The organism is Devosia sp. A369 (assembly GCF_054489345.1).
This window is the reverse complement of record NZ_JBTMWV010000002.1, coordinates 134,421-147,345: the sequence shown is the minus strand read 5'-3', so window position 1 is coordinate 147,345 and position 12,925 is coordinate 134,421. Positions and strand designations below refer to the sequence as shown.

The following is a 12,925-nucleotide window of genomic DNA, read 5'->3' as shown; positions in this document are numbered from 1 at the left end:
TTGCCATGATCCGCGCGGCAGATCAATCAGCTTCCATACAAGATTCGCATAGGCGGCATTTTAGCTAAATTAACTGCAATGGGAGGATGGCGTTCGTGCCCGGGAGGGGTCGGGCTAGTCTTATCGATAGCGGGTGAGAAACAGCGCGAACGCGGCTGCCCAGGGCTCATTTTCGGTCGTTTTGACCGATGATTGAGGGGTGATCTCATGGCGCATATCGATAGCAGTGGACTGGATAGCGGGTTGCTCCTGGCGCGCAAGCAGGCGCGGCAATCGGCGCATGTGCAGCGGGCCCAATTGATGCTGCTGGCCGCCGGCATGGCCGCCATCGGGATCGTCGCGGTGGCCGCCGCAATGATGACCACAGTTTTTTAGACAGGATAGCGCTGAACCACTAGGGTGCGCCCGGGGAGAACACCGGCTGCCAATGCGAATCCTGCTTGTCGAAGACAATGAAGACCTGGGCGAGGCGATTGAAAAACGCCTGCGCAGCGCCGGCCACTCGGTGGAATGGGTGCGCGACGGCAATGACGTGGTCGGGGCCGCCGAAGGTGATGATTTCGACGCGGTGGCGCTCGATCTGATGCTGCCCAATCGCGACGGCATCGGGCTGATCGCCGAATTGCGCAAACGCAAATTCAATGCCCCCATTCTGGTGATCACCGCCCGCTCGGAAATCGACGACAAGGTGAGCCTGCTCGATCTGGGCGCCGATGATTATCTGGTCAAACCCTTCGATCTGCGCGAGCTGGAAGCGCGGTTGCGGGCGCTGATCCGGCGCACCGGCGGGCAGACCACCAGCACGCTGGGCGTCGGCAATCTCGAAATGGATCTGGCGGGTCTCAATGCCAGTGTCGGCGGGGCGCCGCTGGAACTGGGGCGGCGCGAATTCCGCTTGCTGGAAATTCTGGTCACCCATGCCGGCAAGGTGGTGCCCAAGGAGCGGCTGATGAACCAGTTGTTCAATTTTGACGAGTCGGTATCGGTCAATGCGCTAGAGCTGCACATCTCTCGACTGCGCAAGAAACTGGAAGCATCGGATGTGGAAATCGGCACCGTGCGCGGGGTCGGCTATGTGGTGCGGCGCCGCATGGGTAGTCGGTCTCATGGCGCCCACTAAATCCTTCTCCATCCGCCGGCGCATTCTGGCGCTGGCGCTGGCGCTGTTGCTGGCGGCGGCGGTGGTGCTGATCGTGTTCATTCGCGATTATGCCGAGCGGGCGGCAGATCAGGCGTTCGATCGGCTGCTGGCGGCATCGGCGCTGACCATTGCCGGGGCGGTGCAGGTCGAAAACGACACGGTGATTGTCGAGCTGCCTTTCGCCTCGTTCGGCATGTTTTCCGGGCGCGACCGGGTGTTCTATGCGGTGGAAGACCCGAGCGGGCGGGCGGTGACTGGCTATGAAGATCTGTCGGTGGCACTGCCGGAGTTGGCCTCTGCGGGACCCGTGTTTGCCGACACCATCTATCGTGGCGAACTGGTGCGGGTGGCCAGTGTCGGGCGGCTGACCTCGTCGGGCGGCGATGCCGATTGGGTGACCATCCACGTCGCGGAAACCCAGGCAGAGCGCGAGGCGCTGGCGGCGGAAATTCTCGGCAACGCCATCGTGCCGGTAGTGGCACTGACGCTGCTGGCCATTGCGCTGGTGTGGTTCGGCATCGGGCGGATGTTCGCGCCGCTGTATCAGCTGGAACAGGAATTGCGCGGACGGGCGCCGGATGACCTATCGCCAGTGGATGTGCCGGTGCCGGTGGAGGTGAGCCAGCTGGTCTCGGGCCTCAATGCCTTCATGGCGCGGCTGGGCAGCGCCATGGAGCGGGTCACCGGGCTGGTGGCCGAGGCCGCCCATGAGGTGCGCACGCCGCTGGCCTCGCTGCGGGCGCAGGCCGAAGTGGCGATGGATGAACAGGACCCCGAAGCGCTGCGCAAGCGGGTGCGGCGCATCCATCAGGGCGCGGTGCAGGCCAGCCAATTGGTCAGCCAGCTGCTGATGGAAGCGACGGTGTCGCATCGCCTGGAAAATCAGGAAACCGACACGGCGGCGTTTGGTGCGGTGGTCGAAGAGGTGCGGCAACGGCTCGATCCCGATCAGGCCGGCAGACTGATGGTCGCCCTGCCCGATGCCGTGGCGACGGCAATCGTGCGCGGTGACCGGGTCGCGCTGCGCGAGATGGTGCGCAATGTGGTGGACAACGCCTTGGTGTATTCGGATGGGCCGGTGGAAATCGGCGGCAGCATGAATGAGGGGCTGATCACCATGGCGGTGCGCGACCGGGGGCCGGGCATCGCAGCGGCGGAAAAGCCGCTGGTGCTGGAGCGGTTCAAACGCGGCAGTGCCAGCCGGAGCACCGCCGGCTCGGGGCTGGGGCTGTCCATCGTCAAACGGGTGGTCGAGGCGCATCGCGGCGCGCTGCGGCTACTGGACCGTCCCGGCGGCGGGCTGGTGGTCGAGATCGACCTGCCGCTGGCGGGACGCAAGGGCAAGGCCGAGCCGAAGCGGCGGGCGCTGGGCAGCATGGCGGTAGCCCTGCTTGGCCTGCTGCTGCTCGATCCGCGCGGGGCGCAGGCGGCCTCATCGACCTACCCGGCGCCCGATGGCAGCAGCAACACGGTGCTGACCATTGTCGGCACCACCGATACGCCGCTGTTTGTCGGCTTCGTAGCAGGGTTTCAGGCGCTCTACCCCAATGTGACGGTGGAGTATGACGAGCAGGATTCCCTGCCGATGTATGAGAATTTCCTCTCCGGGGCGATGCCGCCGCCGGACCTACTGATCAGCTCGGCTGCCGATCTGCAGATCAAGCTGGCCAATGACGGTCATGCCATGGCCTATGACAGCCCCTGGCTGGGCGGGCTGCCCGACTGGGCGCATTGGCGCAATGAGGTGTTCGGCTTCACCTTCGAGCCGGCGGTGATCATCTATAATCCGGGCCGCATCAGCGCCGCCGAGGTGCCGCGCACCCATCTGACGCTGGCCGAATTGCTGGAAACCCAGACCGAGCGTTTCCGCGGCGCGATTGCCACTTACGACATTGCCGTTTCCGGCGTGGGCTATCTGCTGGCGTCCCAGGACCAGGTGATTTCATCCAATTTCTGGCGGCTGGCGGCGGCGTTCGGACGGGTGGGCGCGGTGTTTTCGGGCTCGAGCCCGGCCATTCTCAATGGCGTTGCCGATGGCTCGCTGGCGCTGGGCTATAATGTGCTGGGCTCCTACGCCTTTGCCCGCAAGGCGGCGGGCGCCGAAATTGAAATCGTGGTGCCGGATGACTATGTGCTGGTGCTGACGCGCGCCATGCTGATCCCGCGCGACGCGCCGCATCCCGAATTGGGCAAGGCGTTTGTCGACTTTGCCCTGTCGCCGACCGGGCAGGCCATTGCGGCGGGAGCGACGGCGCTGGGTTCAGTGGTGCCGGGCGCCAGTGGTGAGTGGACCAGCGAAGCCATCGCCGCGCGCGGGCGCGGGGTGATCCAGCCGGTGGCGCTGGGGCCGGCGCTGATGGTGTCGCTGGACCAGCAGCGGCGGAAACGCTTCCTCGACAGCTGGGGCGAGATTGTTTCGCCCAAGCCGTGAGGGCCAATAAAGCCATGACAGACATGCGCATTACGCATGGATAAGACCTAAGTTGCACAATATTGGCAAATATTCGGGGTTTTTGAGGGTTAACGCCAAGATAACCACACGGAACGCATAGCTGCCCTGTCCTTTGCACCCTAGTAAAGCGGCAGGGGTGAGCCCATCTTCCTAGTCATGAAAGCGGCCCGGCAATTCGGTTGGGTCACAAGAGGAACTGGCACTATGAGCACCCCCCGTAAGTCGTTTTTTTCGACCCTTGGCACCTTCGTTGAAGTTTTCGGCAGCGCAACTGCTGTCTCCAACGCTGTCGAGGCAGGCCGTGCTCCGCAGGCCAAGCACTTGCGTAACCTGGGTATCGATCCCGACGCTTTCCGTTCGATCGGCCGGTAGCAATCCGGCGAGCGCTGGTTGCTTCATCCCTCCTGAAGCCCAGCCCGCCGCCTGAGTGATCAGGCTTGCTCCGTCGCTGTGGCGCGCCGCTCTCCTCCCTGTGTGCGGCCCGCGCCTTGCGGATGATCTGACGTGAGAAAGCCCGGATCCCTTGAAAAGGGCATCCGGGCTTTTGTTATTTCTGGGTTGGGTGATCAGTCTTCGTCGCTGGCCAGTTGGCCGAGTACGGCACCCTTGCCGCGCAGGCGGAGCCAGAGCGGCACCAGCACGGCGGCGGCGGCCAGCGCATAGAGCGTCAGCGCGATCGGCGACTGGATCAGCACCATCGGATCGCCCTGGCTGATGGCGAGACCGCGCCGGAGCTGTTGCTCGGCCATCGGCCCCAGGATCAGCCCGACCACCACCGGGGCGATTGGGTAGTCGAAGCGCCGCAGCAGATAGCCCAGAATACCGAAGGCCAGCAGCAGCATCAGCTCGAACGAGAAGCGGAACGGCCCCAGATGCCCGGACATGGCGCCATTGGCGCCCAGCGTGCCCAGCGTAGCGAACACCAGAATGCCGCCATAGAGCCACGGCTTGGGGATCGACAGCAGCTTCACCCACAGCCCGATCAGCGGCAGGTTGAGCACGATCAGCATGAAGTTGGCGACCAACAGGCTGGCGATCAGCGCCCAGACCAGGCTGGCATTGTTGGTGAACAGCAGCGGGCCGGGCTGCAGGCCGAATTGCTGGAACCCGGCCAGCATGATCGCCGCTGTAGCGGTGGTCGGCAGGCCCAAAGTCAGCAGCGGCACCAGCGTACCGGCGGCGGAAGCATTGTTGGCCGCTTCGGGACCGGCGACGCCTTCGATGGCGCCATGGCCGAATTCCTCGGGCTTTTTGGCGAAGGTCTTTTCGGTGCTGTAGGACAGGAAGCTGGCGACATCGGCGCCGCCGGCCGGCATGGCGCCGATGGGAAAGCCTACCGCCGTGCCGCGCAACCACGGCATCCAGCTGCGCTTCCAGTCTTCCTTGGTCATCCAGACCGAGCCTTTGACGGAGAGGACTTCGTCCTTGACCTGGCTACGGTCGGCGGCGGTCTTGAGGGTTTCGCCAATGGCGAACAGCGCCACGGCCAGCGTGGTCACCTCGATGCCGTCGAGCAGATCGGGAATGCCGAAGGAGAGCCGCGCCTGACCGGTTTGCAGGTCAATGCCGATCAGGCCGAGGCCCAGACCGATGAACAGCGCAGTGAGCCCGCGCAACGCCGAGTCGCCGAAGGCGGCCGACACGGTGATGAAGGCCAGCACCATCAGGGCAAAATATTCGGCGGGGCCGAAGGCCAGCGCCATCTTGACCACCCAGGGCGCGACAAAGGCCAGCGCCAGCGTGGCGATCAAACCAGCGACGAAGGAGCCGATGGCAGCGGTGGCGAGGGCGGGACCGCCCCTGCCTTGCCTTGCCATCTTGTTGCCCTCGAGCGCAGTGACGATCGAGGCGCTTTCGCCCGGCGTATTGAGCAGGATGGAGGTGGTCGAGCCGCCATACATGCCGCCGTAATAGATGCCGGCAAACATGATCAGCGAGCCGGCCGGATCGAGCTTGTAGGTGACGGGCAGCAGCAGCGCCACGGTCAGCGCCGGGCCGATGCCGGGCAGCACGCCGACGGCGGTGCCCAGGGTCACGCCAATCAGCGCATACATCAGGTTCTGCCACTGGAGTGCGGCAACCAGGCCCTGCGCGAGAAGTCCGAAAGTATCCATGTCAGCTAGGGTCCGATCAGGGAATAAGCCGTTCGAGCGGCCCGGATGGCAGCGACAGCTGCAGGCCCTTGGCAAAGAGGAACCAGACGATGAAAGCGACGACAGCCCCGATGGGGATGGTCTTCCACAGCGGTCCGCGGCCAAAACCCTTGGCGGTGAAGGCGAACAGAATGCCGGTCGCCAGCGAGAAGCCGATGGTGGACAGCAGCAGGATTTGCGCAATCAACCCGGTGACAATCCAGATGATCGGCACGAAATTATCATCAGCGCGGGCCGGAAAGGCGCCCCGCAGCGCCGACACCACGGTGCCGACGGACAGCGCCAGCAAGCCAGTGGCGATGACATAGGGGAACACGGTGGGGCCGACCTTGGCCTGGATCGGGGGGACCCGCATCTGGCTGGTCTGCCAGATGATGACCGCAGCGATGCCTGCCAGAATGGCCGCTATGACAAGCGCCGCCCCATCGGGGCGGCGCGAGAGGTTGGGTTGGCCTAAGCTCATTCGACCAGGCCAATGTCTTTCAGGATGGCTGCAGTGGCTTCCGTATCGGCAGCCAGCTGGGCGGTGAACGCGTCGCCAGCCAGATAGGTATCGACCCAGCCCTTGGTTTCGAGCGTGGCCTTCCACGAAGCCGAATTCACCATCTTTTCGATGTCAGCGGTGATGGCGGCCTTCTGCTCGTCGGTGATGCCGGGAGCGGCAGCAACCATGCGCCAGTTCTGCAGGTCCATATCGACACCGGCTTCACGCAGGGTCGGTGCATCGACGCCCGGGATGCGGGTGTCGCTGGAGACGGCGAGCAGGCGCAGTTCGCCGGCATCGATCTGAGCGGCAAACTCGGAATAGCCCGAGATACCGACAGTCACCTGGCCGCCCAGCAGGGCCGCAAGGGCTTCACCACCGCCCGAATAGGCGATGTAGTTGACCTGCGTCGGGTCGACACCAACGGTCTTGGCGATGAGGCCAGCCGTGATGTGATCGGCGCCACCGGCCGAACCGCCAGCCCACGCCACAGCGCCCGGCTCAGCCTTGAGCTTGGCCACCAGGTCATCCATGGTCTTCAGCTCGGAAGCGGCAGGGACGACGACGACGACGGCTTCACCGGTGAGGCGGGCAATCGGGGTCACCATGTCGAGGGTTACAGGCGAAGCGTTGGTGAGGATGGCGCCAACCATCACATAGCCACCGACGATCAGTGCATTGGCGTTGCCTTCGTCCTGATTGACGAACTGGGCGAGCCCGATGGTACCGCCGGCACCAGGAACGTTGGTCACCTGGACATTGCCCGAAATGCCGTCAGCCTGGAGGGCCTCCTGCATGGAACGGGCGGTCTGGTCCCAGCCGCCGCCGGGGGCAGCAGGCGCCATGATGGTGTAGTCGGCAGCGAAAGCAGGAACAGCCATTGCGCTCGAAATCAGCGCGGCCAGAAGCAGCTTGTTCATAAGTCCTCCCATATCAAAATCCGGAACGTCGTTGCGTTCGTGACAGGCAGACTAGGCTGGGGTCCCTGTCACCGTCCTGTCACCACGGCACGAAACGCCATGCGACTTCGGTCCGAGTGGATATTTCACCACCAGATTGCGCCAGCAGACGGGCAATTGCAACGGGGCGCGCGTGCCCCCCTCGCCTCTCACACCCAGCGGGTCATCCCGGCCTTGAGCCGGGACCCATCCTGAGATGGCTTCACCGGCATGATCTCGAGATGGGCCCCGGCTTTCGCCAGGGTGACATCGTGGCTGGGGTTAATACGTCGTCCGCCCACCCGACAGATCAAACACGCTGGCCGTGGTAAAACTATTCTCCTTGCTGACCAGCCAGGCCACCATGGCCGCAGCCTCATCGACTTCCAGAAACCGCCCACGCGGGATGCGCACCAGCATATAGTCGATGAATTCGGGGGTCAGGGTTTCCAAAATCCGCGTCTTGGCAGTGGCCGGGGTGATGGCGTTGACCGCGATATCGAACTTGGCCAGTTCCTTGCCCAGCGATTTGGTGAGGCCGATGACGCCGGCCTTGGCCGCCGAATAGGCCGACAGATTGGGATTGCCCTCCTTGCCCGCCACCGAGGAAATATTGACGATGCGCCCATAATTGCGCGCCTTCATCGAGGCGATCATCACCTTGTTGACGTAAAAAGTGCCGTTGAGATTGACCTCGACGACGCGCCGCCATTCCTCGGGATCGTAGTCCTCCAGGCTGGCATTGGTGCCGGCAATGCCGGCCGAATTGACCAGAATCGAGACCGGCCCCACCTGCTGCTCGACCTGGGCATGGGCGGCGACGAGGCCGGGATAGTCGGTAATATCGACCACCACACTGGACGCAGCGGCCCCCAGCGCCGCAATGGCCTGCGCCAGAATGTCGGCATCGCGATCCCACAGGCTCACCTTGGCGCCGCTGTCGATCAGCCGCTGGGCAATGGCAAAGCCGAGGCCCTGCGCGCCGCCGGTGACGACGGCGACCTGTCCATCAAGATCGATCTGGTTCATTGGGGAAGACTTTCACTGGCAAGGAATTAGCACCGCACGATAGAGCGCCGCGCCCGACTTGCCATCCCCAATCTGTCTCAAGCCTTGCCCGGATCACTGTCGTCAAAATGGCCCCATTCGGTGAAGATGCCGCCGACCAGCCGATTGCGCGAATTATCCGGATCAAGCGGTTCGCGCGGATCGGGCGTGCCCAGTTCGAGCGAAGTGTGGCTGGCAGCCCAGCCGAAATCGGGGTCCGGCGCGTTGACGAAAAAGGCATTGGGATTGTTGGAAATGCCGTACATCGTGCGATGCCCCAGGCCGGTCATATCGAGCGCGTGATCAACCAGGCCAGCCAGATCATCGCGGTTGAACCATAGCCGCGCCTCACGCGGAGTGCCCGGCTGACCGGCGGTGCAGATGCGGATATTGAGACATTCGATGCCGAACTTGTCGAAATACAGCCGGCTCAGACTCTCGCCAAAAGCCTTGGAGACGCCATAGAGCGAATCCGGCCGATACGGCGCGTCGACGGCAATCGGCACCTCGGCGGTCGGGTACATGCCCAGCGCATGATAGGACGAGGCAAAGATCACCTTTTTGACGCCAGCCAGACGGGCCGCCTCGAAGATATTGTAAGTGCCGATGATGTTGGCTTCGAGCACGGTCTGCCAGCCGGCCTCCTTGGCCATGCCGCCGAAATGCACCACCGCGGCAATGTCCTGGTTCATCAGTGCATCGACCGCTGCCCGGTCGGCCAGATCGGCGAGACTTATCTCGCCCCCATCGGCCGCCGGCACGATATCGGTGGGCAGATAGGCCCGGCCCTGCTGCCCAAACCACTGGCGCAAATGCGTTCCCAGCCGGCCCGAGGCACCCGTCAGCAGAATTTTAGCCATGCGTCAGTTCCTCAGACGGCGCATCGGCGCGCAGGCGGGGATCGGGACGGGGAACGGCGCTGATCAGCGTCTTGGTATAGTCGTGCTGCGGCCGCTCGCAAATCTGCGCCACATCGCCGATTTCGACGATTTTGCCATTCTTCATCACTGCCACCCGGTCACAGAAATAACGGATGACCGAAATGTCGTGCGAAATGAACAGATAGGACAGCCCGAATTCGGACTGCAGATCGCGCATCAGGTCGAGCACCTGATGCCGCAACGACACGTCGAGCGCCGAAGTGGGTTCGTCGGCGATGATCAGACGCGGCCGCACGGCGACGGCGCGGGCAATGGAAATGCGCTGGCGCTGGCCGCCGGAGAAAGCATGCGGATAGCGGTCGCCAATGTCCGACGGCAGGCCGACGCGTTCCAGCAATTCCTGCACCCGGTCCTTCATCTGGGTTTCGCTCATCTTGGTATTGGTGCGCAGCGGCTCGGAGATGATCTGATAGATGGTCATGCGCGGATTGAGCGAGGAATGCGGGTCCTGAAAGATCATCCGCACTTCGCCATAAAGCGACTTCATCCCCGCCTTGCCCAGCGAGGCGATATCGACCGAACTGCCATCACCGCGCCAGTAACTCACCTGGCCCCCGGTGGGGGTATAGACGCGCAGCAAAGTGCGGCCGAGCGTGGTCTTGCCGGAGCCGGACTCGCCCACCACGCCGACGGTCTCGCCCTGATTGATGGTGAGACTGACCCCGTCAATCGCCTTGAGATAGGCGGTGGGGCGCCCGAAAAAGCCGGCATTGAGCGGAAAATGCAGCGCTAGATCGTTGATCACGGCGATGGGCTTTTCGGCGACGGGCCGCTCGGGGCGCGGCGCCGGGGTTTCGAGCTTGAGCACCGAGCCGAGCAGCGCACGGGTATAAGGCTGTTGCGGGCGGGCGAACAGGTCAAAGACATTGGCCTCCTCAACCTTCTCGCCCCGGAACATCACCATCACCCGATCGGCAATCTGGGCGACAACGCCCATGTCATGGGTGATGAACAACACCGCCATGCCCCGGTCGCGCTGCAATTCGCGGATCAGCGACAGGATTTCGGCCTGGGTGGTGACGTCGAGTGCCGTGGTCGGCTCGTCGGCAATCAGGATTTCGGGATTGCAGGACAGCGCCATGGCGATCATGGCGCGCTGGCGCATGCCGCCGGAAAACTCGAAGGAATAGCGATCCAGCGCCGCGTCCGGATTGGGAATGCGCACGCGATCGAGCAAAGCGGCAGCGCGCTTGCGGGCCTCGTCCTTGCTGATCTTTTCATGCAGCAGGATGGTCTCGATGATCTGGTGGCCGATGGTGTGCACCGGAGACAGACTGGTCATCGGCTCCTGAAAAATCATGGCGATGCGGCGGCCGCGAATCTGGCGGATCGCCGGCCCGCTATTGCCCAGCGCCACGATATCGACCGAGCCGGTCTCGGTGGTCAGCTCGATCTTGCCGGCGGTGATTTCACCCGGCTTGGGCACGAGCTGGAGGATGGCGCGGGCGGTGACGGATTTGCCCGAGCCGCTTTCCCCCACCACGCACAGCGTCTCGCCGCGATGCAGGTCGAAGCTGATGTCTTTGACCGCATGCAGCACCGATTTGTGCATCGGGAATTCTACCGAGAGATTGCTGATCTTCAGGATCGGCGCGGCAGTGTCGATCATGGCAACCTCACTTGGCATAGGGGTCGGCGGCGTCGCGCACGCCATCGCCGAGGAAATTGAGCGACAGCACCGCCACCACGACGCAGACACCCGGCACGAACATCCACGGCGCCTGGGTGATGGCCCGCAAATTCTGGGTATCCTGCAACAGCACGCCCCAGCTGACGATGGGCGGCTGCAGCCCAAGCCCGAGGAAGCTGAGCGAGGTTTCGGCCAGGATCATATTGGGAATGGCCAGGGTGATGGCGGCGATGATGTGCGAATAGAGCGAGGGCATCATGTGGCGCATGATCAGGCGGAATTCGCTGACCCCGTCGAGCCGGGCGGCAATGACGAAATCATCGCTGCGCAGGCTGAGAAAGCGCCCCCGCACCACGCGGGCAATTTCGGTCCAGCCAATCAGCGACAGAATGATCAGGATGGAGAAATACACCTGGAGCGGCGGCCAGTCCTTGGGCATGGCGGCGGCCAGCCCGAGCCAGAGCGGAATGGTGGGCACCGAGCGGATGAATTCGATGACGCGCTGGATCACCCGGTCGATCATGCCGCCGCGATAGCCGGAAATGCCGCCCAGGATCATGCCGATCACCAGCGACAGCCCGACCCCGACGAGGCCAATGGACATGGAAATCCGCGTGCCGTGAATAGTGCGGCTGAGCAGGTCGCGGCCCAGCCGGTCGCCACCAGCGAGGAAAAACGGCTGGGTCGGATCGAGCGGGCCGATGAAATGCAGATTGGTCTCGAACAGGCCCCACATTTTATAGGGCTGGCCGGCGACGAACAGGCCGATGGGAATGATCGCACTCGGGTCGGTGGTGAAGACGCGGCGGAAGCTCTTCGGATCGAGCTGGATATCAAAGCCGGTGACATGGGGCTGGAACTGGCCATCGACAAACCAGCCAATCGCCTGTGGCGGCGCGAAGGTATAGCGCGGATCGAATTTGCCCGGATCATAAGGGGCGAGGAATTCGGCGAACAGCGCCACCAGATAGATGAACAGCACCACCACCAGCGAGATCACCGCCAGCTTGTGTTTGCGGAACTTGTTCCACATCAGCGTCCACTGGCCAGCGGCTTGCAGGCTTCCGCCCACGACCTGTTGGTCGAGCAGATGGTCGTCACTCTGGGGGAGAGGGGTTTCGAGGCTCATTGCAGACGGATCCTCGGATCGGAAATCGCCAGGAGAATATCGGAGACCAGGGTGCCGATCAGCACCAGGCCGCCACTGAGCAGGATGAAGGCGCCGGCCAGATACATGTCCTGGCTCTTGAGCGCCTGCAGCAGCAACGGGCCGGCAGTGGGCAGGTTCAGCACCGTCGAGACGATGAGTTCGCCCGAAATCAGTGCCGGCAACACCCAGCCAACAGTGGAAATGAACGGGTTGAGCGCCACGCGCGTCGGATAGGTCAGGATCAGCCTGGCTTCCGGCAGCCCCTTGGCGCGCCCAGCCTCGACATAAGGCTTGTGCAGCTCATCGAGCAGATTGGCGCGCATGATGCGGATCAGCGAGGCGGTGCCGGCGGTGCCGAGCACGAAAATCGGCACCCAGGCATGGGTGATGAAATCCCACAATTTGGCCAGCGACCACGGCGCATTCTCGAAGGCTGGCGAGAACAGCCCGCCGACCGAAACGCCGAACCACATGGTGGTGATGTAAAGCAGCACGATGGCCAGCAGGAAATTGGGCGTCGCCATGGCGAGGAAAGCAAAGGCGGTAGAGAGGTAATCGGTCACCGAATATTGGCGGGCGGCGGAATAGATGCCGATCGGCAGCGCAAAGGCCCACATCAGCACCAGCGTGCACAGCGAGATCAGCGCCGTCATGCCCATGCGGCCCCAGATCAGCTCGGTCACCGGCTGGCGCCACTCGAAGCTGTCGCCGAAATCGCCACGGGCAATGCCGCCGATCCATTTGAAATATTGCACCACCAGATTTTCGCCGAGGCCGTAGCGGTTGCGCAGCGACTCCAGCAGCGCGCTATCGACGGCCTCGCCGGTCTGGGCAATCTGGGCGGCATAGGTGGAGACATAGTCGCCGGGCGGCAGCTGGATCACCACGAAGGCCAGCACCGAAATGGCCAGCATGGCCGGGATCATGCCGGCGATCCGCTTGAGAATATAAAACAGCATGACGCGCGACACTCCGTGCGGGGATGGCCC

12 protein-coding genes are annotated in these 12,925 nt (G+C 63.5%); 4 read left to right on the top strand and 8 right to left on the bottom strand.

Features of this window, described 5'->3' with window-relative positions:
* The first annotated feature begins 207 nt into the window (after nucleotides 1-207).
* The 4 genes from ACX3OZ_RS04230 to ACX3OZ_RS04215 all read left to right on the top strand — a co-directional run bounded on the left by ACX3OZ_RS04230 (nucleotide 208) and on the right by ACX3OZ_RS04215 (nucleotide 3,965).
* Complete coding sequence (locus ACX3OZ_RS04230; RefSeq protein WP_459096535.1) at nucleotides 208-375, top strand: hypothetical protein; 168 nt, start codon at nucleotides 208-210, stop codon at nucleotides 373-375.
* A gap of 52 nt (nucleotides 376-427) precedes the next feature.
* Nucleotides 428-1,120 carry a response regulator transcription factor gene (locus ACX3OZ_RS04225; protein ID WP_459103900.1) on the top strand — a complete coding sequence of 231 codons (693 nt, stop codon included), beginning with the start codon at nucleotides 428-430 and terminating at the stop codon, nucleotides 1,118-1,120.
* Nucleotides 1,107-3,572 (top strand): sensor histidine kinase, encoded by a 2,466-nt coding sequence (locus ACX3OZ_RS04220; protein WP_459096533.1) that lies wholly within the window; start codon nucleotides 1,107-1,109, stop codon nucleotides 3,570-3,572. Before ACX3OZ_RS04225 ends, ACX3OZ_RS04220 begins: the two co-directional genes overlap by 14 nt.
* Before the next feature lie 225 nt (nucleotides 3,573-3,797).
* Nucleotides 3,798-3,965, top strand: a complete 168-nt coding sequence (locus ACX3OZ_RS04215) for a hypothetical protein (RefSeq protein WP_459096532.1) — start codon at nucleotides 3,798-3,800, stop codon at nucleotides 3,963-3,965.
* 194 nt (nucleotides 3,966-4,159) lie between these two features.
* Here the strand turns inward: ACX3OZ_RS04215 and ACX3OZ_RS04210 are convergent, their stop codons facing one another.
* The 8 genes from ACX3OZ_RS04210 to ACX3OZ_RS04175 all read right to left on the bottom strand — a co-directional run bounded on the left by ACX3OZ_RS04210 (nucleotide 4,160) and on the right by ACX3OZ_RS04175 (nucleotide 12,895).
* The gene (locus ACX3OZ_RS04210; RefSeq protein ID WP_459096531.1) at nucleotides 4,160-5,707 is read right to left on the bottom strand and encodes a tripartite tricarboxylate transporter permease; all 1,548 of its coding nucleotides are present in this window, start codon (nucleotides 5,705-5,707) and stop codon (nucleotides 4,160-4,162) included.
* Nucleotides 5,708-5,723: 16 nt separating this feature from the next.
* Nucleotides 5,724-6,209: a tripartite tricarboxylate transporter TctB family protein gene (locus tag ACX3OZ_RS04205; RefSeq protein ID WP_459096530.1), complete on the bottom strand. Its 486-nt coding sequence runs from the start codon at nucleotides 6,207-6,209 to the stop codon at nucleotides 5,724-5,726.
* Nucleotides 6,206-7,150 (bottom strand): Bug family tripartite tricarboxylate transporter substrate binding protein, encoded by a 945-nt coding sequence (locus tag ACX3OZ_RS04200; protein WP_459096529.1) that lies wholly within the window; start codon nucleotides 7,148-7,150, stop codon nucleotides 6,206-6,208. Before ACX3OZ_RS04200 ends, ACX3OZ_RS04205 begins: the two co-directional genes overlap by 4 nt.
* Nucleotides 7,151-7,450: 300 nt before the next feature.
* Entirely contained in the window at nucleotides 7,451-8,197 is a 747-nt protein-coding gene (locus tag ACX3OZ_RS04195; RefSeq protein WP_459096528.1) for an SDR family NAD(P)-dependent oxidoreductase, read from the bottom strand.
* Between the two features lie 77 nt (nucleotides 8,198-8,274).
* The gene (locus ACX3OZ_RS04190; protein WP_459096527.1) at nucleotides 8,275-9,075 is read right to left on the bottom strand and encodes an NAD-dependent epimerase/dehydratase family protein; all 801 of its coding nucleotides are present in this window, start codon (nucleotides 9,073-9,075) and stop codon (nucleotides 8,275-8,277) included.
* Nucleotides 9,068-10,765 (bottom strand): ABC transporter ATP-binding protein, encoded by a 1,698-nt coding sequence (locus ACX3OZ_RS04185; RefSeq protein WP_459103899.1) that lies wholly within the window; start codon nucleotides 10,763-10,765, stop codon nucleotides 9,068-9,070. The genes ACX3OZ_RS04190 and ACX3OZ_RS04185 overlap by 8 nt, the downstream gene beginning before the upstream one ends.
* Before the next feature lie 7 nt (nucleotides 10,766-10,772).
* On the bottom strand, nucleotides 10,773-11,915 hold the full coding sequence (locus tag ACX3OZ_RS04180) for an ABC transporter permease (RefSeq protein ID WP_459103898.1): 1,143 nt from the start codon (nucleotides 11,913-11,915) through the stop codon (nucleotides 10,773-10,775).
* The gene (locus tag ACX3OZ_RS04175; protein ID WP_459096524.1) at nucleotides 11,912-12,895 is read right to left on the bottom strand and encodes an ABC transporter permease; all 984 of its coding nucleotides are present in this window, start codon (nucleotides 12,893-12,895) and stop codon (nucleotides 11,912-11,914) included. The genes ACX3OZ_RS04180 and ACX3OZ_RS04175 overlap by 4 nt, the downstream gene beginning before the upstream one ends.
* Between the last annotated feature and the right edge of the window lie 30 nt (nucleotides 12,896-12,925).